This is a genomic window from Thermaerobacillus caldiproteolyticus (assembly GCF_015326725.1).
Lineage (GTDB): Bacteria > Bacillota > Bacilli > Bacillales > Anoxybacillaceae > Thermaerobacillus > Thermaerobacillus caldiproteolyticus.
Map to the genome: position 1 here is coordinate 2,774,807 of NZ_CP064060.1, position 25,792 is coordinate 2,800,598.

Annotated in this window: 24 protein-coding genes and 1 pseudogene; 2 read left to right on the plus strand and 23 right to left on the minus strand. The window is 37.9% G+C overall.

Going from position 1 to position 25,792, the window contains the following annotated elements; genetic code table 11:
- Positions 1 to 158: 158 nt before the first annotated feature.
- The 13 genes from ISX45_RS14005 to flaG form a co-directional block, all read right to left on the minus strand.
- Positions 159 to 1,475: a murein hydrolase activator EnvC family protein gene (locus ISX45_RS14005; protein ID WP_458296329.1), complete on the minus strand. Its 1,317-nt coding sequence runs from the start codon at positions 1,473 to 1,475 to the stop codon at positions 159 to 161.
- Between the two features lie 44 nt (positions 1,476 to 1,519).
- Complete coding sequence (gene ftsX, locus ISX45_RS14010) at positions 1,520 to 2,413, minus strand: permease-like cell division protein FtsX (protein ID WP_181556557.1); 894 nt, start codon at positions 2,411 to 2,413, stop codon at positions 1,520 to 1,522.
- A complete protein-coding gene (gene ftsE, locus ISX45_RS14015; RefSeq protein ID WP_181556558.1) occupies positions 2,403 to 3,089 on the minus strand; it encodes a cell division ATP-binding protein FtsE in 687 nt (228 codons plus the stop codon). The genes ftsX and ftsE overlap by 11 nt, the downstream gene beginning before the upstream one ends.
- Before the next feature lie 281 nt (positions 3,090 to 3,370).
- Entirely contained in the window at positions 3,371 to 3,517 is a 147-nt protein-coding gene (locus ISX45_RS14020) for a hypothetical protein (protein ID WP_194519238.1), read from the minus strand.
- A 67-nt stretch (positions 3,518 to 3,584) separates the two neighbouring features.
- A complete protein-coding gene (gene cccB / locus ISX45_RS14025; RefSeq protein WP_181556559.1) occupies positions 3,585 to 3,914 on the minus strand; it encodes a cytochrome c551 in 330 nt (109 codons plus the stop codon).
- Between the two features lie 61 nt (positions 3,915 to 3,975).
- The gene (locus ISX45_RS14030; RefSeq protein WP_194519239.1) at positions 3,976 to 4,836 is read right to left on the minus strand and encodes a YitT family protein; all 861 of its coding nucleotides are present in this window, start codon (positions 4,834 to 4,836) and stop codon (positions 3,976 to 3,978) included.
- Between the two features lie 147 nt (positions 4,837 to 4,983).
- Positions 4,984 to 6,085 (minus strand): peptide chain release factor 2 gene (gene prfB / locus ISX45_RS14035; protein WP_181556576.1). Its coding sequence is split into 2 segments (ribosomal slippage): positions 4,984 to 6,012 and positions 6,014 to 6,085, totalling 1,101 coding nucleotides; the frame shifts between segments, so codons are not numbered across the junction.
- A 317-nt stretch (positions 6,086 to 6,402) separates the two neighbouring features.
- The gene (gene secA / locus ISX45_RS14040; RefSeq protein ID WP_194519240.1) at positions 6,403 to 8,916 is read right to left on the minus strand and encodes a preprotein translocase subunit SecA; all 2,514 of its coding nucleotides are present in this window, start codon (positions 8,914 to 8,916) and stop codon (positions 6,403 to 6,405) included.
- A gap of 203 nt (positions 8,917 to 9,119) precedes the next feature.
- Positions 9,120 to 9,668: a ribosome hibernation-promoting factor, HPF/YfiA family gene (gene hpf / locus ISX45_RS14045; protein ID WP_181555523.1), complete on the minus strand. Its 549-nt coding sequence runs from the start codon at positions 9,666 to 9,668 to the stop codon at positions 9,120 to 9,122.
- A 491-nt stretch (positions 9,669 to 10,159) separates the two neighbouring features.
- A complete protein-coding gene (locus ISX45_RS14050) occupies positions 10,160 to 10,513 on the minus strand; it encodes a flagellar protein FliT (RefSeq protein ID WP_194519241.1) in 354 nt (117 codons plus the stop codon).
- A complete protein-coding gene (gene fliS, locus ISX45_RS14055) occupies positions 10,513 to 10,911 on the minus strand; it encodes a flagellar export chaperone FliS (RefSeq protein WP_181555521.1) in 399 nt (132 codons plus the stop codon). Before fliS ends, ISX45_RS14050 begins: the two co-directional genes overlap by 1 nt.
- 40 nt (positions 10,912 to 10,951) lie before the next feature.
- Positions 10,952 to 12,526 carry a flagellar hook-associated protein 2 gene (locus tag ISX45_RS14060; protein ID WP_194519242.1) on the minus strand — a complete coding sequence of 525 codons (1,575 nt, stop codon included), beginning with the start codon at positions 12,524 to 12,526 and terminating at the stop codon, positions 10,952 to 10,954.
- A gap of 15 nt (positions 12,527 to 12,541) precedes the next feature.
- A complete protein-coding gene (flaG, locus tag ISX45_RS14065) occupies positions 12,542 to 12,889 on the minus strand; it encodes a flagellar protein FlaG (protein WP_220129430.1) in 348 nt (115 codons plus the stop codon).
- Positions 12,890 to 13,024: 135 nt separating this feature from the next.
- Here flaG and ISX45_RS14070 point away from each other — a divergent pair, with 135 nt between their 5' ends.
- Together ISX45_RS14070 and ISX45_RS14075 are read left to right on the plus strand one after the other, a co-directional pair.
- Positions 13,025 to 13,834 carry a flagellin N-terminal helical domain-containing protein gene (locus tag ISX45_RS14070; protein ID WP_194519243.1) on the plus strand — a complete coding sequence of 270 codons (810 nt, stop codon included), beginning with the start codon at positions 13,025 to 13,027 and terminating at the stop codon, positions 13,832 to 13,834.
- 71 nt (positions 13,835 to 13,905) lie between these two features.
- Entirely contained in the window at positions 13,906 to 15,489 is a 1,584-nt protein-coding gene (locus ISX45_RS14075) for a CgeB family protein (RefSeq protein WP_194519244.1), read from the plus strand.
- Positions 15,490 to 15,641: 152 nt separating this feature from the next.
- On the opposite strand, the gene pseC is transcribed toward ISX45_RS14075, so the two are convergent.
- From pseC to ISX45_RS14120, 10 genes and pseudogenes are all read right to left on the minus strand, one after another.
- Positions 15,642 to 16,787, minus strand: coding sequence for a UDP-4-amino-4,6-dideoxy-N-acetyl-beta-L-altrosamine transaminase (gene pseC / locus ISX45_RS14080; RefSeq protein ID WP_194519245.1), 1,146 nt, complete (start codon positions 16,785 to 16,787; stop codon positions 15,642 to 15,644).
- A 14-nt stretch (positions 16,788 to 16,801) separates the two neighbouring features.
- A complete protein-coding gene (gene pseI / locus ISX45_RS14085) occupies positions 16,802 to 17,854 on the minus strand; it encodes a pseudaminic acid synthase (protein ID WP_194519246.1) in 1,053 nt (350 codons plus the stop codon).
- Positions 17,855 to 17,858: 4 nt separating this feature from the next.
- Positions 17,859 to 18,899: a UDP-2,4-diacetamido-2,4,6-trideoxy-beta-L-altropyranose hydrolase gene (gene pseG / locus ISX45_RS14090; RefSeq protein WP_194519247.1), complete on the minus strand. Its 1,041-nt coding sequence runs from the start codon at positions 18,897 to 18,899 to the stop codon at positions 17,859 to 17,861.
- Positions 18,900 to 18,907: 8 nt separating this feature from the next.
- Positions 18,908 to 19,630, minus strand: a complete 723-nt coding sequence (locus ISX45_RS14095) for a cytidylyltransferase domain-containing protein (protein WP_194519248.1) — start codon at positions 19,628 to 19,630, stop codon at positions 18,908 to 18,910.
- Positions 19,631 to 19,821: 191 nt separating this feature from the next.
- A complete protein-coding gene (gene pseH, locus ISX45_RS14100; RefSeq protein WP_194519249.1) occupies positions 19,822 to 20,358 on the minus strand; it encodes a UDP-4-amino-4,6-dideoxy-N-acetyl-beta-L-altrosamine N-acetyltransferase in 537 nt (178 codons plus the stop codon).
- A 6-nt stretch (positions 20,359 to 20,364) separates the two neighbouring features.
- Positions 20,365 to 21,579: an acyl-CoA reductase gene (locus ISX45_RS14105; protein ID WP_194519250.1), complete on the minus strand. Its 1,215-nt coding sequence runs from the start codon at positions 21,577 to 21,579 to the stop codon at positions 20,365 to 20,367.
- Positions 21,580 to 21,582: 3 nt separating this feature from the next.
- A complete protein-coding gene (locus tag ISX45_RS14110) occupies positions 21,583 to 22,650 on the minus strand; it encodes a LuxE/PaaK family acyltransferase (RefSeq protein WP_194519251.1) in 1,068 nt (355 codons plus the stop codon).
- Entirely contained in the window at positions 22,647 to 24,014 is a 1,368-nt protein-coding gene (locus tag ISX45_RS14115) for an AMP-binding protein (RefSeq protein ID WP_194519252.1), read from the minus strand. The genes ISX45_RS14110 and ISX45_RS14115 overlap by 4 nt, the downstream gene beginning before the upstream one ends.
- A 328-nt stretch (positions 24,015 to 24,342) precedes the next feature.
- Positions 24,343 to 24,441 (minus strand): annotated as a pseudogene (locus tag ISX45_RS19710) (beta-ketoacyl-ACP reductase); the annotation flags it as partial.
- A 322-nt stretch (positions 24,442 to 24,763) separates the two neighbouring features.
- Positions 24,764 to 25,780: a TylF/MycF/NovP-related O-methyltransferase gene (locus ISX45_RS14120; RefSeq protein ID WP_194519253.1), complete on the minus strand. Its 1,017-nt coding sequence runs from the start codon at positions 25,778 to 25,780 to the stop codon at positions 24,764 to 24,766.
- Positions 25,781 to 25,792: the final 12 nt, after the last annotated feature.

The window sequence follows — 25,792 nt, forward strand, 5'->3', positions numbered from 1 at the left end:
CAAACTTATAAAATATGCCCTTTAAAAACAAAAAATCCTCCATTGTCGGAGGATTTTTGTTTTTATGAGATTTTGACTACGAAAGAAATGGTAATGACCTTTCCTTCGTGCTGAAACTGACTTCTATTTTTTAAACTCTTTTTTCCGCTAATCAATTATTAAAAGTTAACATAATTAAGCGGATTTACTGCATTTGATTTTGCTGGGTTCCATGGACCGCGGTGCAGCTCGAAATGAAGGTGTGCACCTTCAGACTGCCCCGTATTGCCCATGTATCCAATGATTTGTCCTTTTTTAACAGTCTGTCCTTCGCTCACGAGACGCGCCTCTAAGTGTGCATAGACCGTCGTGTAGACTTGTCCATTAATGAGGTGAGTAATAAACACAACGTTTCCGTAACTTGTAGAGTAGTAAGAACGGAACACGTAACCATCTGCTGCTGCAACGACTGGAACTTCTGGTGCACGCTTACCAATATCGACTCCGTAATGGAACTCACCGCCGCGTGGACCAAATCCTGATGTAATTGGGCCGTTTGCCGGTCTCATAAATACGCCGCTTGTCACTGGCGGAGTATTCGCTGAAAAGTTTGTGCCAGCTGATGAAGTTGAATGGCTGTTAGAGCTGCTATACGAAGATGAATGGCCTCCAGAGCTACTAGATAAAGCCGCTGCGCGACGTTTTGCTTCTGCCTCTTCTGCCTGCTTTTTCGCAAGCATTTGCTGAAGCTGTGCTTTCATGGCCGCTTCTTGTTTCGCTAACAATTCTTTTTCTTCAGCAAGCGCCATTTTCTTTTCATGGTTTTCTTGTTCTTCTTGTTTCAAGCTGGCCATAAGCTTATCTTTTTGCGCGATTTGACTATTGAGTGTTTGCTTTAACTGTTCAAGCTCTTTTAAATCCTTTTGAAGATTGTCAAGCTTCGTCGCTAGCTCGTTCTCTTTCTTTTCTTTAAGTGCTTTATCGGCTTTTTGTTCTTCAATAATTTGCTTGTCCGCTTCAAAAATTGTTGTTACGGCACTTACACGATCAATAAAGTCACTGAAACTTTGTGATCCTAATAACACTTCAAGGTAGCTAATAACTCCACCGCTTTGTTGTAATGAACGAACACGCTCTTTCAACAATTCATTTCGTTTTTCGATTCGCTCCTGTACTTCCGCAATTTCCCGTTTTAACGCTTCAATATCCTGTTTCGTTTGATTGACGTCTTGCGATAAACTGCGAATTTTTCCGCTCGTTTCTTCCACTGCCATATCTAACTTTTTAATTTCTTCTGCCAGTTTTGCTTGTTGCGTTTGCAGACGTTCAATCTCTTGATCTGCTTTGTTCATTTGATTTTGCACGGAAGACTGTTTTGATTGAATGTGATTAATTTCATTCCGCTTTTCTTGAATGTCTTGATTGCTTACAGCACCTGCCCAGTGAGGCGAAAAACTTGTCGCACCAACCACAGTTGCGACCGCTAATGTCATCATTCTCCTCTTCACGGCCTCGTTTCCCCTTTCTTATTTTTCATCTATTACACTTTCAAAAATTTACGAACGGACATCATACTTCCCCATACACCGATGCATGCACCGAGCAATAATAAGACTGCGCTAATTTGCCACATAAACGGATTGAACGGCAGCAATTGCATAAATGGAACGGCTAATCTCGGCTTTACAAATTCATAAATGTTATAGTATACAAACGAGAGAGAGACAACCGGAACGACCGCACCAATGACACCAAGCCATAATCCTTCCAGAAAAAACGGCCAACGAATAAATCCGTTTGTCGCTCCTACTAATCTCATAATCTCGATTTCGCGACGACGCGCAAAAATGGTGATTTTAATAGTATTAGAAATGAGAAACATCGCAGTAAACAACAAACCAATAATTAAACCTAACCCAATATTTCTTGCAATTTTTAACGTTTTAAAGAGTTTTTCGACTTCACCTTGTCCATATTTGACCTTATGCGCAAACTTAAATGTTTCGATCTGTTTAGCTACTTTCATCGTATCCGTCGGCTTTACCGTTTTGACGACATAGACATCGCTGAGTGGATTATCTTGCTCAAACAATCGGAACGATGAACCTTCTTCACCAAAACTTTTAATTAAATTTTTCAATTCGTTTTCTTTGGATGAATATTGAATTTCTTTTACTTCAGGAATCGCGTCAATTTTTGCCCGCAATGCTTGTTTATCTTTTTCTGTCGCTGTTAAATCAATATAGACTCGAATTTCGACATCGTCCTCAATGTTTTTGGCAAAATGGTTCATATTGAACATGATCACAAGGAACACGCCGACGAGTAACAGCGTTACAGTCACTGCACTAATCGAAGCAAATGTCATCCAGCCATTTCTACCAAGGCTTTTTACACTTTCCCGCATATGACGTTTGAGGGTGTTAATCGTCATAGCCGTATTCCCCCCTCGCCTCATCGCGGACAATTTTCCCATTTTCAATCGCAATCACACGGCGCTTAATCGTATTGACGATCTCGCGGTTATGTGTTGCCATGACAATTGTTGTACCACGATCATTAATTTGTTCAAACAGCTCCATAATTCCCCACGATGTTTCTGGGTCTAAGTTCCCAGTCGGTTCGTCTGCAATCACAATTTTCGGCGAATTGACAATTGAGCGAGCGATGGAAACGCGCTGCTGTTCTCCACCCGATAGCTCATTCGGATACGAACGCACCTTATGCTTCAAACCAACTAAGTCTAATACTTCCATTACTTTCTTTTTAATCGTCTTTGGAGATTCTTCAATTACTTCCAAAGCGAACGCTACATTTTCATATACCGTTAGCTTAGGAAGTAATTTAAAATCTTGGAAAACAACACCGATATGTCGGCGCAATAATGGTACTTTGCTATCTTTTAATTTCGCAAGGTTTACACCGTTAATCATAATTGATCCGCTCGTCGGCTTTTCTTCGCGGTACATCATTTTAACAAATGTTGATTTTCCCGCGCCACTAGGACCAACGACATATACAAATTCCCCTTGCTTAATGCGAACACTCACGCCATTCAGCGCAACAACGCCATTGGAATATGTCTTATATACATCTTGCATTTCAATCATATATATCACCTAATTTTGCTTTTTCATCTTTGCTGCCATCATTCGAGCTATGTCGTGCAATTTATACAAAATTCCACAACAGTCATTATAACATTATTTGCGCCCATTTATTTTTACATTTATATTTCAAAATCATTACACGAACCGAAAAGCAGATAGCCAACATAGGTAAATATTCCTATTGAACACGCGAAAGAGGGCCGTTAAGAACGATCTTCACCCGCAGAAGTGATTGTGATCCTCAAGAGGAATAGTGTCGAGCATCCTTTTCAAATCATGCTTTAAGCAAGTATTGCATGGATGCTTAAACTGGCTGCGAGCCGAAATACACAACGGCGCGAATTTACTTGCAAACGTGCTTGTCGCTTTGGATCGAGCTGATTCGTCGCAAGACAGCTAGCTGCCGCACTATACTGTTCGCTTTTCATATTTATAACTTTCTTATAAACAAAGTATCTGGTATCCGCAGCGGATACCAGATACTTTGTTGCGCTTTTATTTTTTCGACGCTAACCACTCGGCCACTTTATCTACGTTTTCTCCTTGAATGAGGCCACCAGGCATGCCACCGCGACCTTTTTCAATAATTTGTTTAATTTCGTCTTTCGAATATTTGCTTCCGACTTTTTGCAAACTTGGTCCTATTTTTCCCTCTAAATCTTGACCGTGACAGCTTGCACAATTTTGCTGGAAGATCTGTTCTGCTGTTGAAGCCGTCGAACCACCGCTATCTTTATTATTGTTATCAGCAGCCTCGTCTCCCCCGCCACAGGCAGCTAATAGAAGTGCTGTACCGATGAATAGACCAAACAGTTTCTTTTTCATGAACGAACTCCCCCCAGTAAAAAATTGCATATATCGTTATTATAACCGATGTTTCGACGATTTACGCGCGCTTAAATCCTTCACCGAGCACTTCTGCGGCATCCATTACCACGACAAACGCTGATGGATCAATGCTTTTCACTAATTGTTTCAATTTCGTGAACTCTGTTTGTTCAACGACGCACATCAGTACTGGACGCTCATGCTCCGTATAACCGCCGTAGCCAGATAGCTTTGTTACCCCGCGGTCAATTTTGTGTAAAATTGCTTCCCGTACTTCCTTTTCCTTATTTGTAATAATCATGGCCATTTTTGAATAGCCGAAGCCAACTTGTACTAAGTCAATCGTTTTGCTTGTAACAAAAAGACCGATGAGCGCATATAACGCTTGTTCAATATCGAATACAAGCGCTGCCGTTAACACGATTAAGCCGTCAATGAGAATGACGCACTTCCCTAGTGACAATCCCGTGTACTTATGAATAATTTGCGCAGCTAAATCTGTTCCACCGGTCGAGGCCTTGCCGCGAAACACGATTCCTAAACCAATGCCAACCCCAATCCCCCCAAAAAGGGAACCAAGAAGTGGATCATGGGTGGCTGGGTCAAAATCTTTTGTCAAGTAAACAATGAATGGCAAAAACAGCGTACCCACTAACGTTTTTAAGCCAAATTGTTTACCGAGCAATACGACACCGGCGATAAAAAGCGGAATGTTTAACGCCCATTGCACATATGCTGGCTGCCATTCAAGCGTCGCGTGCAAAATGGTGCTAATGCCACTCACTCCACCGGAAGCGACACGGTTCGGCAATAAAAAGACATTAAATGCTACGGCAACGATCGCTGAACCGATCAGTATGTATACATATTCCATGATCATTTCTATTTTTGGATGTAATCCTTGGTTTCTTTTTCTCATTCTCGACCCCCCCATGAGAGTATAGCACGCGCGTTTGAGCAAGTAAATGACAGCCAAATAACGTAGTAAAGTGTTAAAGATAGTTTATACATAAAAAAGCATCTAATATCCAAAAACGATATTAGATGCTCGATTACTTTACTTAGTTTATTTCAATTTTGAACGTAAGTAAGCATCGATAAAGACGTCAATTTCGCCGTCCATTACCGCTTGCACGTTCCCAACTTCAACGTTTGTACGATGATCTTTCACAAGTGAATACGGATGGAACACGTACGAACGAATTTGGTTTCCCCAACCAATTTCTTTTTGCTCTCCACGAATTTCCGCAAGCTCGGCTTGTTGTTCTTCCAATTTCTTTTGATAAAGTTTCGCTTTTAACATGTTCATTGCTTTTTCACGGTTTTTAATTTGTGAACGCTCTGATTGACATGTCACCACAATACCGGTCGGGATATGGGTAATACGAACCGCTGAGTCCGTCGTGTTGACGTGCTGTCCGCCAGCACCGCTTGAACGGTATGTGTCGACTTTAATTTCGTCCGGGCGAATCTCAATTTCAATGTCATCGTTAAACTCCGGCATCACTTCGCAAGAAACGAACGACGTATGGCGACGGCCGGAAGCATCGAACGGCGAAATACGCACTAAACGATGAACGCCCTTTTCCGCCTTTAGGTAGCCATATGCATTGTGACCTTTAATTAAAAGGGTAACGCTTTTAATCCCCGCTTCTTCCCCCGGCAAATAGTCGAGCGTTTCGACTTTGAACCCTTTTTTCTCTGCCCATCTCGTATACATACGAAGAAGCATTGAGCCCCAGTCTTGCGACTCCGTTCCCCCTGCACCAGGGTGAAGCTCTAAAATCGCATTGTTTTTATCATATGGCTCATTGAGAAGAAGCTGAAGCTCAAACTCGCTAAAATCTTTGGCAAGTTTTTTTGCTTCTGCCACTAACTCGCTGTGCAAGTCTTCATCTGGTTCTTCTTTCACCAATTCGTATGTGACTTCTAAATTTTCATATCGCTCTTCTAGCGACTTAAATTCCCCGACTAAGTCTTTGAGTGCATTCGCTTCAGCAATGACCGTCTGCGCTGCTTTTTGGTCATCCCAAAAGTCAGGCGCTGCCATTTGCTCTTCTAATTCGCGAATGCGCGCTTCTTTCACATCGAGGTCAAAGAGACCCCCTAATATCCGCTAATCTCTTAGCCATTTTCTCAAGGTCTTGCTTAATTTCCACTAAATCAATCATCATATCTTCACCTCTTTACTCATTTTACTTGATAAAACAAGCAAGAATCAATGGGTGCTTTTCGTAAGAAAGAGGAGGAGGCGCAAATCGCTCTCGAAGCCAAATGTTCTTTACGCGTAAAAAGTGCTTGTCCCTTCGGAGCGAGGCTAGTTTGGCACAAAAAAGTTAGTTAACATTCATACTTTTTATTGCTCAAAAACAAAGTGAGAGGTTCACCCCCTCACTTTATGACTGCTCTTACTTAGCTTTATCATGCCGTCAATCCCTTTGCCAGATGACAAAACAAGTGGCACTTTCTATTGAATGATATAATGTTATGCATTTCTTCCGCAACAGTTTTTATATTTTTTGCCGCTGCCGCAAATGCATGGATCATTGCGGCCAATATCGATAGCTTTTCTCACCGGCTTACGTTTGACTTCTCCTTCTTCTTCCTTAGGATGAACAGCTTCCCCTTTAGCCACTTCTTGGCGTTCAAGATTGCTGTGAATTTCCGCTTTCATAATATATTTCGCCACTTCTTCTTCAATGGACGCGATCATATTTTCAAACATCGCATACCCTTCCATTTGATATTCACGAAGCGGGTCGATTTGCCCATAGGCACGCAAATGAATGCCTTGACGCAGTTGTTCCATCGCGTCGATATGATCCATCCACTTCATGTCGACCGCACGAAGAACGATGACGCGCTCAAATTCGCGCATTTGCTCTGACGGAATTTGCTGTTCTTTTTCGTCGTAGCGCGCTTTTACTTTTTCCCAGATGAGCTCAATCATTTCCTCAGGCTCTTTGCCGCGCAAATCGTTGATCGTCACATCACCTTCAGGCAAAAGGTTCGCATTCGCATAGTCAATAATACCTTTTAAATCCCACTCTTCCGGCAATTCTTCACGCGGCGTATGCGCGTTAACGACACGCTCAATGACGGATTGAATCATTTTTTCTACAATGTCACGAAGATTTTCCGTATCGAGCACTTCAAAGCGTTGGCGATAAATAATCTCGCGCTGTTCGCGCAATACATCATCGTATTGTAAAAGCTGTTTGCGCGCATCAAAGTTGTTGCCTTCAACTCGTTTTTGCGCGGACTCAACTGCTCTTGTGACCATTTTGCTTTGAATCGGCTGCGAATCATCCATACCTAACCGGTCCATCATCGCCATTAAGTTTTCTGAACCGAAGCGGCGCATGAGTTCATCTTCTAATGATAAATAAAATTGCGATACGCCAGGATCCCCTTGGCGTCCAGAACGACCGCGCAACTGATTGTCAATGCGGCGGCTTTCGTGGCGTTCTGTACCAATGACAGCTAATCCGCCAAGCTCCCGCACACCTTCACCAAGTTTAATGTCGGTACCACGTCCGGCCATGTTTGTCGCAATCGTCACCGCGCCTTTTTGACCTGCTTGGGCGATAATTTCCGCTTCTTTCGCATGGTTTTTAGCGTTTAAAACGTTATGAGGAATGCCGCGCTTCGTTAACATGCGCGAAATCAGCTCTGACGTTTCAATCGCGACTGTACCGACAAGTACAGGTTGTCCTTTCGCATGCCGTTCAGCAATATCCTCGACAACGGCACGGAATTTCCCTTCCATTGTTTTAAAAATTAAATCAGGACGGTCCTCACGAATGACCGGCTTATTCGTCGGGATAACAACAACTTGCATATTGTAAATGTTACGAAACTCTTCTTCTTCCGTTTTTGCCGTCCCCGTCATTCCTGCCAGTTTTTCGTACATGCGGAAATAGTTTTGGAACGTAATAGTTGCCAGCGTCATTGATTCGTTTTGGATTTCTAATCCTTCTTTTGCCTCGATCGCTTGATGCAATCCATCGCTATAGCGGCGTCCTCTCATCAAACGACCGGTAAATGGGTCGACAATAACGACTTTTCCATCTTCCACAACGTAATCGACATCACGATGCATCGTCACATGCGCTTTTAAAGCTTGGTTAATATGATGGTTCAGCGTCACGTGCTTAAGATCAAACAAGTTGTCAATGCCAAACGCACGCTCGGCTTTTGTAATCCCTTCCTCAGTTAATTGAACGCTTTTTGTTTTTTCATCGTACGTATAATCGACGTCCTTTTGCAGCGTGCGAACGAACGCATTCGCTTGAATATAAAGCTTCGTTGATTTTTGCGCCGTACCTGAGATGATGAGCGGCGTGCGCGCCTCATCAATCAAAATCGAGTCCACTTCGTCAATAACGGCAAAATGAAGCGGACGCTGCACCATATGCTCTTTGTACAACACCATGTTGTCGCGCAAATAGTCAAAGCCGAACTCATTGTTTGTTCCATACGTAATATCGGCATTATACGCCGCTTGTTTTTCCTCGCGGGACATGCCGGTTAAGTTTAATCCGACCGTTAGCCCTAAAAATTCATATAATTTTCCCATCTCTGTAGCGTCACGGCTTGCAAGATACTCGTTCACTGTTACGACATGTACACCTTTTCCCGTTAACGCATTTAAATACACCGGCATCGTCGCCGTTAACGTTTTCCCTTCCCCTGTTTTCATCTCGGCAATATTGCCCTCATGAAGCACAATACCGCCCATAATTTGCACCTTATATGGATACATCCCAAGGACGCGCTTTGCTCCTTCGCGCACAACCGCGAACGCTTCGACTAACAAATCATCGAGCGATTCGCCTTTCTGATATCGTGCTTTAAATTCCTCCGTCTTTTGACGCAACTCGCTATCAGAAAGCTTTTCCATCTCTGGACCAAGCGCATCAACTTGGTCAGCAATTTTCTCTAAACGGCTAATTTGGCGTTTGTTTGGATCAAACACCTTTTTCAATACTCCAAGCATATATGGAACGCTCCTTATTTCATCGGTTTATCACAAAAGTAAAAACAATTATCCAATATTAATGATACCATTTACTATCCACAGTGACAACTTGGACACCCTTTTTCACAAAAACAAAACCCAGCGAATTCGCTGGATGTGCCTACTTACAAAAAGGTCCCACTCCCCTCTGAACAGAGGGGCCGGACCTTATTGCACTGTTGTTAGTTTGTTTCAATTAACCCATATTTTCCGTCTTTGCGACGGTACACGATATTCGTGCGATTTGTTTCCGCATTGGTAAATATGAAGAAATTATGGCCGAGCATATTCATTTGCAAAATCGCTTCTTCGCTGTCCATCGGTTTTAGACTGAATCGCTTCGTACGCACAATCTCGAATTCTTCCTCTTCATGTTCTGCAGTCGCAACTGGAATCTCACTAGAAGCAAATACGTATTTGGATTCTTTATCACGCAGTTTGCGATTCACTTTCGTTTTATGTTTACGAATTTGTCGTTCTAACTTATCGCTCACTAAATCGATCGCTGCATACATATCATCATGACGTTCTTCCGCTCGCAACAATAATTGCGGCATTGGAATCGTTACTTCGATTTTTGCTTGTTTATCATTATATACTTTCAAATTCACATATACATGTACATCATCTGTGTTATCAAAATATCTATCCAACTTCCCAATTTTTTTCTCAACATACTCACGCAAAGCCGGAGTTACTTCAATGTTCTCACCGCGAATGTTGTACTTCATACGATGAACTCCTCCTTTTATAGAAGCTATGTTTTATATTTCTACAATCTCCTACAAAATCCTTCTTTAAACGTCGAATGATTTCGTGAAAATTTTGTGAAATAATAATTAATTTTACCTATGTAAGAGCTGTACTATATAGATATGCTGTTTCATTACGTTATATTATGGTATTAAAAGGATATTATAATGTATTTTTACTATTGCATTGGAGTGTTTGGCCGATGAGTGAGCTGCATATTGTAATTCCTCTTCATTATTTAAATATGTTCCCAACAAAGTCATCTAAACATTGGCCAAGTGATAAAGAGTAATTTACTTTTATAATCAAGAAAGATTTCAGTGAAAATTAAATAACCTGAATCCGGTAGAATACCAGATTCAGGTTTACACTTATTTTTCCACTGTCTACTTGACAGGAGGAAAATCAAGAGACAGCCTCTTTTATTCTCTCAATCTATACACACTTTGCTTTTAGTTATCTTACCATACTATCTTCGTTTGTCATAAAAGCGCCCGTCAACTGTTTGTAAATGAGTATATGGATTTACATATGATTGATGGAAACGTTTTTTCTCATTTAGTTCTTTTATATTCTTTTTAATGAGTGTAAATAATTGATGTAACCCTTTTTTAATTTCCTGCTCCATCTTAATGATTTGAGCAGCTTTTGGATGCTTCTCTAAATCGTTCGTTTTTGCCTGCTTTAACTTTTCAATGATCGATTCTCGTTTAGTGAGCAATTCGTTAATTTGTTCTATTTGTACTTCACGCCCAATAGCTGAATGCTGAAGAATATTCATCAGTTTTTCTGAACATGAAGCAAGTTCCTCGACCAAATCCATTAAACTCGGTCTCCTTTAAATTGTTTTTGTCGATTTAAACGGATGACCTCTTTCCATGTATCACGAAATTCCGTTACAAATCCTTCTACTTCTTCTACGATTGAAAGGTCATTATTAATATTCGCTTCAATTAAACGACGATTCATATATTCATACATGACCATCATTTGTTTGGCAATCTCATATTCTTGGTTCAGTGTCACCATGAGCTCTTGAATAATTCTCTGTGCTTTTTGCAAGTTTGTATTTCGCTCTTGTATATTATTTTCACGCATCGCTTGCTTGCCTTTGTTTAAAAATTTCAAACAGCCATCATACAGCATTAATGTCAATTCAGCCGGCGAAGCGGTACTCACGCTATTTTGTTGATAAACTTGATGAAACTGCTGAGTAACCATGTGTTAACATCTCCTCATTAATAAAAATAAAATCATCTTATTAGCCCTGCATGCCTCCGCCAAATTGGCCCATTAAAAACGCTGATTGTTGATTCGCTCGTTGGATCGCTTCCTCCATTGCTGTGAACTGTTTCCAATAACGATCTTCAATATCTTGCAGACGACGTTGAAAATCTGAAATTTGGCTCGCAACATCGTTTAATTGCTTTCCGAGTGAATATTGAGTTTCTGTAAGCGTCGGTTTACCTGCTTTTTTCTCAATATTTCGAGTAATACTTTTTATCGTATCGCGAAGGCGTTGTACAATGCCGCGTGTGTCAGAAGTAATTTGTCCATTGGAATCTTTTGTAATTGTACCACTTTGAGTCAATGTTTTGACAACTTTATCCGGATCACTCTCAAGAGCTGTTCGGAGCTTGTCCTTGTCAATTACAAGCTTCCCACCTTGCGTGATGTCGCTTGTTGTTGTAATTCCGAATTCGGAAAGACTATCAATAACATTCGTACCGATACCATCTACTCGGCTATATAAGTCGCGGCGCATTTGTGATAATCCATTGGAAATAATTGAGTCACCGCGAAGTAACCCGCTCTTTGCTTTCTCTTCCCATAACTCGATTTGTTTTTCTGTCATTTCTGCTTTTTGCTCATCTGTAAGAGGCGGATAATCGCGATAACGTTTTTCATTTATTTTATCATTTAATGAACCGATTAATTCATTATATTTATTCACAAACTCCTCAATTTTTGCAATCATGCCGTCAACATCAGTTGAAGAAGTAATCATGATTGGATTAGAAGTGACAGCTTTCAATGTATATTCGATTCCATTAATAGTGAATGTATTCGACTGTCTTTCCATTTCTAATCCATTTAAAGTGAATTTTGCATTTTTTCCGCCATTCGCCAAAGAAGTAACTCCCGCGTTACCATTTTGGTCATTTCCTGTACTAAAACCAAAGATAGTAGCAAAAATATCATCACCTGTTGCAGATTTCACATAAACCTCTGCCTTATCAATGGTATCAGTATCCGCTGTACCGGTTGTCCGCGTAGAAATTCCTAATTTTTTCGAGCCTTCATCAAAAATGGCATTAATATTAAGACCAGACTGATTCAGCTTTTTCGCCACATCCGCCAACGTATCGGTTGTTTTAAAAGTAATGGCTTCTTCTTTGTATGTTCCGTCTGATTGAAGGGCAGCAATCGTGATCGTAGTATCAGCTGCCAACCCTCTCTCACCAAGTGTTGTAGTAGAGGAAGCACCTGACACTGCAGCGGAAACACCAGAAGCGGCTGTTGCCAGTTGAGAAATTGTCATCGTATTTGTTGAATCATATGAGGAACTAGTGGCTTTCACAGTCAAAGCCCCTTCGTTAGACGAAGTAGCCGTTTTTTTATAAAAATTACTGGACAACATAAAGTTGTCAAATAAATACGTATCGAAATCAGCTAATTGCTTGTTAATATCCCGATAGTCATCGCGCTGCCATTCTAAAATTTGTTTTTTCTGATACAATTTATCAAGCGGAATTCGCTCGGCTTTCATTAAATCTCCCACAATCTTATCAATATCCATACCACTCGCCAGACCGCTAATTCTCATCGTTGCCATATTTCCCGCTCCTTTCTAAATCTTTTCATCGACAATCATACCAAGAAATTTTTGCATTGTGTAAAACGCATCCAACAGCTTCTTAGGAGGAATTTCACGTATCACTTCTTTTGTCTCAGAATTAATGACTTGCACGTAATATTCACCTAATTCCTCATGCAAAACAAATTTAAGTGAACGGTTTTGAGTTTCCAAAAAATGATTCAATTTGTCAGTCGCTTCTTCTACTTTCTTTTTCGATACTTGTATATCTTCATTACGGTCGCTCTGTTGTTCCATAATTTTTTGTATCAAATCCGGGTCTTCTTTTGAAGGTTGAGAAACAGAAGCTTCCTGCAACGGCAATGAGTTTGTGATTTTCATTATCGACTTCCTCCTGAATCACTTCTTTATTTTTTATATCGGCTTTATCTAGAATCTTTAAATAGCCGTATTTAGTTTTGCAAGAAAAAGTCGATATATAAAATGAACGAACCAAAAAGAGAGTGAGGTGAACTTATGAAAATACAAAATCAATCAATGATTTCCTTTTCCATCCATCGCTATCAACGCAATGTCACAAGTTTGACAAAAACTTTAGATAAGCTCTCTTCAGGCTTAAGAATTTATCGGGCGAGTGACGATGCTGCAGGGTTAAGTATTTCAGAAACGTTAAGGGCACAAATAAGAGGATTAGCGCAATCGCAAAGAAATATGCAAGATGGTCTTTCTGTTTTAAAGGCGGCTGAAGAAGGATTAATGAACGTGAACAACCTTCTGCAGCGGATTCGGGAGTTAGCTGTACAAAATGCAAATGATACGCTAAATGCGAGCGACCGCGCTGCCAGCCAAAAAGAATTGGAACAATTATTACAAGCGATTGATGATACAGCTGAAAAACTTGAGTTCAATACACAGAAAATTCTCGGGGAAAATCGACCGTTAATATTACAGGTCGGAGCAAATCCTGGCCAAACGATTGCCGTTGACATGGTTGATACAAGTACAACAAGCCTTGGGCTAAACGGAGCAACGTTATTAACGCGAACAGATGCTGAACAGCTTATCGCAAAAGTGGACAATGCACTTAAAAAGGTAACAAATGATTTAACAAACGTCGGCAGTGATTACGAGGCGATTGAACATCACTTAAATAACGCCATGTTAAAAGAAGGGAACTTAACCGCATCCGAATCTTTACTGAGAGATACGAACATCGCCCGCGAGATGATGAACTACATAAGCGAAAATATTCGACAACAGGGAGATTATTTGCTTATTTCGCACGTCAATCGTAATGTAAAGGATATATTGGAGCTGTTTGCGTAAAAAATAGAGGCACTTTGTAAATGAGTGCCTCTTCTTTGCAAGAAACAGATACAAAAGTGAGGATATGAAGAATGGAAATTTTCCTAGAAAGAGCAAAAGACGGCCTTTTAACATGTAAAATACAAAAAGAGAATAACCGTAGCTATTACTTATATTCTAAATATAAGCCTTTGCGTTTATTAGAAACACTTCCCGAAATTAAAAAAGACAAAAACTATGTGATTTTAGGAATTGGCCTAGGATATGAAATTGTCTATGTATCTGAGAATACAAACGGTAAAGTGGTTGTCATTGATTATAATCATCAATTTTATAATTTGATAAAGGAAAATAATGAACTAAAACCTAACATCGATAACAGAAATATTGAATTTCTTTTTGGAGATGAATATATAAATTGTTTAAGCATACAAAATGATGATTTCGAAATTATTTACAATCCACAAATTCTAGAATTACATCCAGCTTTTTTCGCGAAAGTTTTAATGTATTTACATCCAAAGAAGAAAGCTTGCGAAAATAAAACAGTTGTGTTAATGGAACATAATGCGCTAATAGAAGACTGCTTAGACGCTTTTAAAAAGAAGTCGTTTCAATGTATAAAATTAGACTGGGCAACTAAAGAAAAATTACTTTTAAAAATTTCCAACATTCATCCTGCCTTTATTTTTACAATCAATTATAGCGAAATAATCGCAGAAATTAGCGAAACGTTACAAATACCTTATATTTCATGGACAGTCGATACCCCATGTTATTCTTTATACTCATTAAAAATAGACACTCCTCTATCTGCACATTTTATCTATGACGAAGCAATTGTCCATACACTTCAAAAACGAGGAGTAACGAATGTTTATTATTTACCTGTAGCTGGCAATCCGGAACGAATGATGGCCACTATTCGTAAAAATAACAATATACAAATGCACTATGATGTTAGTTTTGCAGGCAATTTAACCATTAGTGAGTACACGCAAAAAATAGAACCTTATTTATCAGCAGAAACGAAAAAAATAATTAACACAATTTTGGAAGAACAAGAGCAAAATAAAACCGAATTTACTATTCGATCAAAAGTGAACAGTGAACTTGTCCACCGAATTCAAGAAGAAAGCCATTACCCTATAATTGGAAATGAACTTCTTTCCCCTGAAGAGAAATTATCTTTTCTTCTAGGTCGAGAACATTCTCAAAGAGAAAGAATTCGTTTTGTCCAACAATTAGAAAAACATTTTTCTTGTGCCGTATTCGGAAACGACTCTTGGTCAATCTTCGCGAAAAATTATCAAGGATATGCTGACTATTATGAAGTATATCCATTAGTTTTCCACCACTCAAAAATAAATATCAATTTAACAAGAACATTTGTTGAAACAGGGCTTCCATTAAGAGTTTTTGATGTATTATCATCTAAAGGATTTTTGTTAACAAATGATAAACGAGACATCCACCGCCTATTTAAAGATGGTCGAGATCTTGTCGTTTTCCGTGATAATCAAGATTTAGTAGAACAGATTGATTATTATCTACATCACGAAGAAGAAAGAATCCGGATAGCGGAAAGCGGGCATGAAATTTTGTGTAAATACCATACTTATATACATCGAATAGAGAAAATAATAGAATTAGGGAAAAGGAGAAGCTGGCTTTGATCAATTATTTTAGATAAATTCATTCGTTTGAAAAAAATAAAGGAAGGACATTCTAAAATGCCTTCCTCTTCCTTATTCATCTCTACAATTTTAAATTCGCCTTACATTTTCCATAAAAATATTGATTTTTATTACATTGTTTACTCATAAACTTAAAATACATTCCTCTTCATGGCTTCAATCACATCGTTCACATCTTCATCCGTCATCTTTGGAAAAATCGGTAATGTTAATGCTTGTTCATACCATTGCTCCGCTTTTGGACAAATTCCTTTCTTATATCCTAATTTTTGATAATAAGGATGCCAATAAACAGGAATGTAATGTACATGAACGCCAATATTTTCAGCGCGAAGACTCTCAAAAATCTCTCTGCGGCTACGCTTTAACTTATCCAATTTTAATTGAAGCATATATAAATGCCAGCCCGATTGAGTTCCTTCAAGCTGGATTGGCATAATAACAGAATCCATTGTTTTAAATGCTTCATTATACATATTGGCAATTTCTCGGCGTCTTTCAATAAAATAATCTAATTTATCCATTTGTGAAATTCCTAACGCCGCTTGAAGATCAGTCATTCGGTAGTTATACCCTAAATCTACCATTTCGTAATACCAAGGGCCTTCATCTCGCGACAAATTCTGATGTATAATACCATGTGAACGAAATCGTGTTAGTTTTTTATAATACTCTTCTGAATCGGTTACAATGACTCCACCTTCTGCCGTTGTAACCGGCTTGACAGGATGAAAACTAAACATCGTCATATGCGCCAGTGTACCGACTTTGCGTCCTTTATACTCCGCTCCAAGAGAATGTGCTCCATCTTCAATAACTACTAAACCATATTCTTCAGCTATCTCCATGATTACATCCATGTCAGCCGGTTGACCGGTGAAATCAACAGGGATAATCGCTTTTGTCTTGGGAGTAATATGTTTGCTTATTTCTTTAGGATCAATGTTGTATGTACGTTCATCAATATCCGCAAATACAGGCTTCCCACCACAATAAAGAACAGCGTTTGAAGTAGCTGCAAATGTAATCGGTGTCGTTATAACTTCATCTCCTTCACCGATACCAGCTGCAAAACAAGCCCCATGAAGAGCAGCCGTTCCGTTTGAAAACGCAACAGCATATTTCGCTCCAACATAATCAGCGACTTTTCGTTCAAACTCTTGAATTTTTGGTCCTTGTGTTAAAAAGGGAGACTTTAGCACAGCTATGACTGCTTCAATATCTCCATCAGTAATCCATTGTTGTCCGTAGGAAAGGAAAGATTCCCTTTTTTTCATTTTTTCACCTTCATTTATAACAATATGTCCCAACTTAATGGTGTTCCTTTTTTTACATCTTTTTTCACTGTTTTTCCAAGAATTAAGTCATAATATTTTGGTGGTAATCCGTGTCCAGGACGAATCGCGCGAACATTCTCTTTTGTAATGATATCCCCTTCCTTTAAATCCTCTGCAACATAAAGAGAACGTCGATGTTCAAGTGAAGGCTTTTCCGCGTTTGTCGGACCGTAATGAATAACGCCTAAGCTAAGCCAAGCTCGTTCTGTTTCTTCGACAAGCATTTTCATTTCATGAGGCTCTAGCGAAAACGCAGCATCAACTCCGCCTTCTGCACGGGAAGTGGTAAAATGTTTTTCGATTACTGTTGCTCCAAGTGCTACAGCTGCCACTGCGGTTCCAACACCCATCGTATGGTCAGACAATCCAACTTCAACTCCAAACAATTCCCGCATATGTGGAATCGTCGCAATGTTCGAGTTTTCTGGTGTCGCTGGATATGTACTCGTACATTTCAATAATATAATTTGATCATTTCCTTGTGAGCGAACAGCTTGAACTGCTTCATCTAGTTCTGCAACTGTAGCCATTCCTGTCGAAATAATGACTGGTTTCCCCGTAGCCGCTACTTTTTTAATTAACGGAATATCTACATTTTCAAATGAAGCAATTTTATAAGCTGGTACATTTAACGTTTCTAAAAAATCAACTGCCGTTTCATCGAAAGGAGAGCTGAAAGCAAGCAATCCATGCTTTTTACAACGTTCAAAGATCGCTTCATGCCATTCCCAAGGAGTGTATGCTTCTTTATAAAGGTTATATAACGATTGACCTTTCCAAAGATTTGTCTCGCTCTCAATAAAAAATTCGCCTGTATGAATATCTAAAGTCATCGTATCAGGTGTATATGTTTGAAGTTTTACTGCATCGACACCTGCTTCCGCTGCAAGGTCAACGATTTTTAAGGCTCTTTCTAAAGATTGATTATGGTTTCCTGACATTTCTGCAATAATAAAAGGTTTTTCACCTTTTCCAATTTTTTTATTACCTATTTGAATCGTTTTCATCTTATCACCACATTTCTAACATTTGATTCACCCATGGATTCGGTCCATCAGGATTTTCTGTCAACTGCAAGCCTTTCATACTCATTTTTTGAATGGGTTCTTTTTGTTCGATTATCTGATTAAGAAGTTTTTCGTAGGTTTGGCTTGTTACTTTTTCATGCCAACCGAGATTAATAACGACTCCAAGCTGTGCTGCCATTTTCGTTGCTTCCACTTGGTTATCTGCAACAATCGTGCTCGAAGAAGGTAACCCGACATAACAACGTTCCCATGTAGTACTACCACCAGCTCCAATAGAAAAATCCGCCTTCGCCATCAATGAGGCCAAATAATCGATTTGACAATGATACGCAAAACCGAACTTTTCACAATATGTACGTACAGTTTCTCTATCGGGATTTGCTTGTCCTACAACAACATCCACATGATTAAAGGAACCATCAAAGGTTTCGAAAGCCTTCATCACTTTTAACGTTTCCCTAGTCGGGTCGCTCCCTCCCATAAAAATAAGCAAATTCCGTACAACACCTTTTCTAGGGCTTATCTTTTTACGAATTCTCGTAAACTCTTCTCGTAAAATTAAATATTTAGGACCAAGCAACTTTTTACAATACTTTGGCACGAGGTGATCGTACCGATGTTCATAATTATTCACAACATTTTGGTCAAGTAATATGTCGCAATCATGAGAGCGGTTTGCTAAATCATCAATAACAATCAGTTTTTTTACAAAAGGGCGAATTATTTTTTCCCATTTTGCATCAATACCGTAATGATCGATAATACAAATATCGTAGTCTTGCCTTAAAAACAATTGCCGAATTTCTTTTACATCTTTCTCGAATTGAAAATCACCTTCATACTGCAACATTTCAACATGAAAGCCTTGTTTTTCAACAACGGTCGCTAAGTGACCTTGAAGTTTTCTCATTGCAAAAGTAATTTGATGTCCACGCTTCCACATTTCATGGGCAATCGTCAAACATCTCATCACATGACCCGTACCTATTTGCACAGACGCATCTGTTCGTATTAAAATATTCATCTTTTCCCTCAAACAACAGGTTTTTGTTGGATATGTTTATTTAAATTTGCGATTTCAGGATGCTTTAATAAGAAATCAATAACGTCAACACTAGAAACCAATGGATTTTTAAAATGATCTGCCACTGCTTTGCAAAGGGCATAATCCTCCTCTGTATCCAGAGTAATTCTTAACTCTGGGTGACGACGATTAGCTGGTACTGAATAGGAAATCCGTTCAAATTCTTCTCTAAATTCATAAGCATAATAGGTTACATGCTCGCGATGGCGAGGTTCATGACCATATTGATGAATATACTTCAAAGCCTGATAAGAGATTAATTCAACAGCCAGTCCCCTTGGTAATTCTCCAGCTAAATCAATAATATCGACTTTTTCCTGCTCCATTAGTTTGATAATTTCATTAGCCATTTCAAAATCAACAAACGGGCAATCTGCTGTAACACGCATCACATAGTCAGGTTCATAAACTTTTGCACATTGAACATATCGGTCTAACACATCCGTTTCCGACCCACGGAAAAATAAAACTCCATGGTGCTTGCACCAATCTTCTACTTGGTCATCTTGAGACAAAGTAGAAGTCGCAACAATGACATCACTCACACCCTTTATTTTTTTACAACGTTCTACTACATATGTAAGAACATCACGCTCACCTAAAGGTTTTAAAATTTTTCCCGGCAAACGAGATGAACCCATCCTTGCTTGGATGATGACAATAGTTTTCATACGATCACTTCCAAATATTAAATATTCCTCTTTCAGTTTGATTTTCCACAAATTTTAACCATTTTCTCTTCAAATAACGTTAGTTAATTGTTTTTATTCTTTAGCAACTTAATTATTTGAGTTACACAATTTAATAAAGTCGATTCAAATACAAATTAAACATTGATATGATTGCTAAATCATTATATTTTTCATATTTCTACCACTGGCATATAATTAGCAAATCTTTTCCCTTTTTCCATCCAATCCGATTTGGTCATTTCATATACATATATATCGTGAAAACGTCCATATTTCCATATATGTTCTTTCATTACTCCGACCTCTCTTGCCCCTTGTTTAAGATGTAGTTGCCGTACACTTTCATTTCCTTCCATTACTTCCCCCATTAACTTATGAAAGCCTAATCTTTGAAAAGCATAATTGTATACATGCGGTCCAATAAAACCAGCTATCATACTATACCTTGGCTCACCAATATAAAAATTCCAATAAGCTCGTTTGTCACGATGATTAATATCTGTAATAGAAACAAGACCAATAAGGTCTTCTTTATAGCGTAATAACCAGTAATAACTATTTGGATCATTTTGAATGAAATGATACCATTTTCTTTGGTTTTCAAGATTATATTCAATGTCTGTATACATATAACGAGTTACAAACTCACTTGTTCGCCATTTTAAAATCTGTTCTAAATGCTCCTCTTTTATTTTCAAAAATTGCACTGCTTATCACCTAACTACAATTTCTCTTGTGAAATGCATTAATAAATCAAGGCCATCCCAAACACCCTCGAAATTGAGGGCCTGCCCGATTGGTACAATTCGGTCAATGCTTCTATTTTTTAGTTTATCAACAAAATCTATTAATTCTTTGTATGTAAATCCAAAGTAAGATAAAGTTTGATCTTTATCATTTAAAAAAGCTGTTAAGTCTTCTAACTGGCTAAGTTCTAACTCCATGAAAAGGCCACCACCACAATGACGTTCACGAATTTCTGAATCAATTTCAGTTATTTTTAATCGTGAAAAGTATGGTTGTTGATGGAAGGTGACTGTTTTCTCTTGTGAACTTAGAAAATAACCTGTTGCTAATTTTTGAACTTGTAGTGCTGGCGAACGATCATATTGGTTGTAAGTTAAATAGTCGCCTAATTTGCTCCAAAATCGTTGTTGTGCCAATTCGATATGTTCTTCATCCCCTATCCATGTAATTAGTCTAGGCGATGAGCAAGCCATTTGCGCAAACCAAAAGCCATCATTATAAAAATGATGAATTAACTTATCAAAGCTCTCATCATCAGCTTCAAGAACGGAACTGGCTTTTATTACAGATAATGAAAATCGATCTGGAAAGGCTAACTCAGTGGCTAATGGTGCTAATGGAATCGAACGAATCGCCTTTACTGTTTCGTCTCCTCCCCAGATGACACGTATATGACAACGTTCTGAAAGATATTGAGTAATTTGATTATTATGTTCATAAGTAACTATCGCTGTTCTCTTAGCCACCTCTTGATGTTCTTGCATCTCTAAACATTTACGAATCGTCTTAACCAGCAATTCTGTTTGCTCCTGTTGTCGACTTGATATTCGTAGAATATTACTATTTCCAGCAAGCATCGATAGTACCCAAGAATACACAAAAATTGTATCAACATTTGATGGGGAAAAATGCAAAGCCACTCCTCTCGGTCGTATAATCCGTCCATCTATCCTCTTTATAAATAATTCTTTCATTTCCGTTAAGTGGCTTTTCCGTAACCAATAGGCTAACGCAATTAACTCTGGAAAACGCCGATATGAGTGATCTTTCAATATCATCTTTGAGAAATTTTGTAAAAAAGAAAGAACATCTGGATGAAAAGGAGTAAATGGACTGGTTGATAAAATTGCATCAATCACCTCTCTCCAATTTTCTGAGTAAGTTGGCCAGTAAAACTTCACTGTTTACTCCCTCTCTTTCTTTCCGTACGCAAACGTATCACTACAGCCTCGCAACTCCGCTTTTGGAATTCTTCCTGCTACTGAAAAATATTTTCCTTTCCAGCCACAAGGACAATCGTCTTCTCCTAAAATAGTTCCAAGATCTTCTGTTAACAAGCTATGCCCTGGATAACTTTTTGGTAATATACTAAGCACTTGAATTAGTCCTTGTTGACCATATGGTAACGGTTCAAACGATAATGGATCACGAACAATCACATCTGCATATACAGGTGTATGAAGATGTCCATGAGAACACTCAACGAAAATCGAACCGACTTGCTCGACCATTCCATAATAATTATGAATTGACTGAATACCAAATTGACTTTTCAATGCATCTTTAAACTTCTTATTACTAACCGCTTCTTCCTGTAACTTTTTCCATCCACCGCCATGAATTAAAATACTATCCCCCATATCAAGATGAATACCACGTTGCACTGCTTCCAGATAAAAATACTTCCAAATCATAAAAGTAAAGCCAAACAATAAGATTTTTTCCCCTTTATGCTCTTCTAAAAAATTATTAAGTCCTTCCCAATCTACTGTCATGTCATCATGAAACAAATAAAAGTGACGGCGTCCAAGATTAGAAAAACCTAAAATCCCTGCGCCTCGTGCACTAAATGATTTTCTGTCTTTTAACACGCTCTTTGTGTCTATAATAATCATCGGAAGTCGCTTTGTTCCTAATATCGGCTGCATTAATGTGACAAGTGCTTTTGTTTGCGCTAATGCGGTTTCTTTGTCTAAAAAAATTTTTGACACTTGTTGACCAGTCGTTCCACTTGAAGTTAACACTTTAAAAATTTCTTCTTTCGAGATTGAAACTAAATCCATCATTTTAAATAGCTGAACAGGTAGAAAAGGTACGTCTTCAATGGTTGATGCTGTTAATTGCTGATTTGATTTTTGCATCATATCCCTGTAGGGTGGACAATGTTCAAAATGGAATTTTGTTAATTGATTCAACTCGCTCAATAAAAATGGCTGTTTTTCTTCACGGGATTGCTTATATGGTTCTCTCATAAAATCAAATCCTTTATTCTTTCATAATTTACTTTTCCATTTGCTAGTCTTGGGATTTCTTCCATCACTTGAACACGAAAGGCACTTCGATGTAGTTTGTATAAATGTTCTATTGTTGACTGGACATTTCGCACATGTTTCTCTTCGTTTGTAACTACTATCATTTTATCATCGGTACCAACACAAACAATTGGAGTATGTAATGTTGACTCTAATTGTTTTTCAATTTCATCTAAATTTAAACGTAACCCAAATAATTTTATAAACCTTTTCATTCGCCCTTTAATATAAAAGAAACCATCTTCATCTACTTCCGCAAGATCGCCTGTACGCAGTCGGCCTTGAAGTTCATCACCTTTTGCCAAGTCTTGAAAACTTGTTGCATATCCAAGCATAACGTTTGGGCCTTTGTAGATAAGTTCACTTGTTTCTTGATCAATCATTAATTCCCCATTAGGTATTGCCTTTCCAATACTTGTTGGCTTTTCAAGTAGCTTTTCTGGTGGAACATAACTAATCCTCGCAGTAGCTTCCGTTTGCCCGTACATAACATAAAATTTCTTCCCTGTTTCTTGTGCATACTCACCAAACAAACGAACGAGCTTTTCATTTAGCCTACCGCCTGCCTGTGTAAAATAACGCAAATACGGTAAATCCATTTTATGAAATCCTATCCGATGTAACATTTGATACGTATATGGGACACCTGCTAAAGAAGTAGCTTTTTCATCCTTCATAAATTCCCAAAAACTTTTTGTTAAGACACTTTCATCTGTTAATAAAATCGTAGCCCCCATATACAAATGGCTATTAATGATAGAAAGACCATACGAGTAGTGCATTGGTAAATTAGCTAGTCCTCGATCCTCTGATGTTATATGTAAATAATTCGCAATCGATGAAGCATTAGAAACTAAATTCTTATAAGATAAACGGACAAATTTTATGCTACCAGTTGTACCTGAAGTACTTAGTAGAAGAGCGAGATCCTGATAAATATCATAGTTTTCCTCAATTTTTCTTTTAGACATATTATCTCCAATATTCGTATAATCATTATGAATAAAATTCCCTACTATAAATGCTGGTTTGTAACAATCAATCACTTTATATAACAATTCTTTTTCTAACTCAGCATTCACTAACATAACGGCATCACCCTTTTGGAGAGCCGCTATATAACTAACAATGGAAAGATAATCATTACGAGCTAGAATTAAAATTAATTGTTTTTTCGTTGAGTTCATCTTATGACTAATCGTTTTTACATCATCAAAAAATTGCTGATAAGTGTATCGTTCTCTCTCCGAGGTGATAATAGCGATGTTATTATTATATTCATTTGTCGAGTTCCAGAAACTCATTTTACCAACACCTTTTAAATTTATTATTTGTAACGCATAAAAGGATTAGCATGAGAGCTAATGTTTTAATAGTCTAAGATACACGTAACACATACTTTTTCTTACAATTTATTATACCCTAAGAAGAACAGTCTAACGAATCGATAAATCAACTACAAAAGAGACATGGTTAAATTACCATGCCCCTAGTTACTCCAATTACTTATCCGGTTACATACATGAACAAATTTGATACAAAACAACATAGTATACATCTTCAGATAGACCAATTCGTATCTCCACATAGTTTCTACAATTATTTCTAGACTTAATCTTTATAATACTTTTTATCTGTTGATATAAAACCTAGATCAACAGCATTTATTTGAATATTAAAAGGGGCTAATTCTTTTGCTGTTAATTTCGTTGCTCCAATTACGCTAGCTTTCTTGAAGCTTCAACTTCTGGAATATAAGAAATATCACGACTCCATTCCACCCCGAAAATGTTGGATAACGGACATGATGCGCTCATCTGCTTTTACAAAAACGGAAAGATGAAAAGTTAAGTTATATAATGTATATAGCAGACAGTATAGTACGCACTACCTTCATTTCTGCTCGTACCACTGATGGAGCTTAGTACCTTTTAACAAGGTTTATCACAATAAAACATGTTTGATAGTGAAATATGTTAAAAAGCGCTCATTATAGATAGATTTAGATAAAAAATCAAACAACTGTTATGATAAAAGAATAAAACACATATATTTAATTACCGTTTTTTGTAATGATTACTGACCCGTATTCATCACTTACAGGTGCAAACGAAATAGAATGTTTTTCACAAAATTCATCTACTGCTTCTCTCGTACCTTTAAAGCTAGAATTAAAATAATCATGCACAAGAATATATCCGCCATTGCTTAATCGTGGATAAAAATACTCTAAACCATCATAAATTGGTTTATAAAGGTCAGTATCAATACTAACAAAGGAAAACACATCATCTACATCTAACGCAGTCAACGGAAAATACCCCTTTTTAACTATGCAGTTTTGTGGGTATACCATTTTAGATAAAACATAGGATTCACTTGTATCTTTAAATTGGTTATGAATATTCCTAGAAAAATTTTTTCCTTTATCTATCTCAATATCAGTTTTATTAAATCCCTCAAAAGTATCAAATAAGTACAATTTCCGATCTGGAAATAATTGATTTATATATTTTGCAAATTCGCCCTTATATACTCCTAACTCTGCCACGCTACCTGGTATTTGACGATTATAAATTATTCTCGCTAACAGTTCTAGTGTGGATAATCTAATATAATCACCCTCAAAATTATGTATTCTTCTAAATTGATGGGCACGATTCATATTGCAAATATAGGCATCCTCATAAACAGCTGTTTTAAATAGATTGTTTATAGTATCAATTTTAAATAGTTTTCTGTATTCTTTTTGAACATTAAAAAGAAATTGTTTGAATAAATTACTCTCGTTCACATCTGTAAATAAAATTTTTTCTTCACAAACTCCATAATCAATTAGTCGCTGTTTCAATCTATCCAGATAGAGTGATGAGATACTCATGATAATGTAATCGTAATCTATGCCTTTTAATTCATTAGGCATATATATTTTTCGTCCATTTATCATTCTATCTGTAATATATTCTTTGTCTAAAATATATCCAATGATTTCAACTTTATCTTCATCAAGCAGCTGTTCGATAGTACCACTACCAATTCCAATTCCATAAAGCAAGACTTTAAATTTCATTGAATTCCCCCT

Excerpts from the sequence above, each read along its gene's own strand:
- ISX45_RS14005 (WP_458296329.1), bottom strand. The coding sequence starts at position 1,475 with ATGATGACATTAGCGGTCGCAACTGTGGTTGGTGCGACAAGTTTTTCG.
- ftsX (WP_181556557.1), bottom strand. The coding sequence starts at position 2,413 with ATGACGATTAACACCCTCAAACGTCATATGCGGGAAAGTGTAAAAAGC.
- ftsE (WP_181556558.1), bottom strand. The coding sequence starts at position 3,089 with ATGATTGAAATGCAAGATGTATATAAGACATATTCCAATGGCGTTGTT.
- ISX45_RS14020 (WP_194519238.1), bottom strand. The coding sequence starts at position 3,517 with ATGAAAAGCGAACAGTATAGTGCGGCAGCTAGCTGTCTTGCGACGAAT.
- cccB (WP_181556559.1), bottom strand. The coding sequence starts at position 3,914 with ATGAAAAAGAAACTGTTTGGTCTATTCATCGGTACAGCACTTCTATTA.
- ISX45_RS14030 (WP_194519239.1), bottom strand. The coding sequence starts at position 4,836 with ATGAGAAAAAGAAACCAAGGATTACATCCAAAAATAGAAATGATCATG.
- secA (WP_194519240.1), bottom strand. The coding sequence starts at position 8,916 with ATGCTTGGAGTATTGAAAAAGGTGTTTGATCCAAACAAACGCCAAATT.
- hpf (WP_181555523.1), bottom strand. The coding sequence starts at position 9,668 with ATGAAGTACAACATTCGCGGTGAGAACATTGAAGTAACTCCGGCTTTG.
- ISX45_RS14050 (WP_194519241.1), bottom strand. The coding sequence starts at position 10,513 with ATGGATTTGGTCGAGGAACTTGCTTCATGTTCAGAAAAACTGATGAAT.
- fliS (WP_181555521.1), bottom strand. The coding sequence starts at position 10,911 with ATGGTTACTCAGCAGTTTCATCAAGTTTATCAACAAAATAGCGTGAGT.
- ISX45_RS14060 (WP_194519242.1), bottom strand. The coding sequence starts at position 12,526 with ATGGCAACGATGAGAATTAGCGGTCTGGCGAGTGGTATGGATATTGAT.
- flaG (WP_220129430.1), bottom strand. The coding sequence starts at position 12,889 with ATGAAAATCACAAACTCATTGCCGTTGCAGGAAGCTTCTGTTTCTCAA.
- ISX45_RS14070 (WP_194519243.1), top strand. The coding sequence starts at position 13,025 with ATGAAAATACAAAATCAATCAATGATTTCCTTTTCCATCCATCGCTAT.
- ISX45_RS14075 (WP_194519244.1), top strand. The coding sequence starts at position 13,906 with ATGGAAATTTTCCTAGAAAGAGCAAAAGACGGCCTTTTAACATGTAAA.
- pseC (WP_194519245.1), bottom strand. The coding sequence starts at position 16,787 with ATGAAAAAAAGGGAATCTTTCCTTTCCTACGGACAACAATGGATTACT.
- pseI (WP_194519246.1), bottom strand. The coding sequence starts at position 17,854 with ATGAAAACGATTCAAATAGGTAATAAAAAAATTGGAAAAGGTGAAAAA.
- pseG (WP_194519247.1), bottom strand. The coding sequence starts at position 18,899 with ATGAATATTTTAATACGAACAGATGCGTCTGTGCAAATAGGTACGGGT.
- ISX45_RS14095 (WP_194519248.1), bottom strand. The coding sequence starts at position 19,630 with ATGAAAACTATTGTCATCATCCAAGCAAGGATGGGTTCATCTCGTTTG.
- ISX45_RS14110 (WP_194519251.1), bottom strand. The coding sequence starts at position 22,650 with ATGAGAGAACCATATAAGCAATCCCGTGAAGAAAAACAGCCATTTTTA.
- ISX45_RS14115 (WP_194519252.1), bottom strand. The coding sequence starts at position 24,014 with ATGAGTTTCTGGAACTCGACAAATGAATATAATAATAACATCGCTATT.
- ISX45_RS14120 (WP_194519253.1), bottom strand. The coding sequence starts at position 25,780 with ATGAAATTTAAAGTCTTGCTTTATGGAATTGGAATTGGTAGTGGTACT.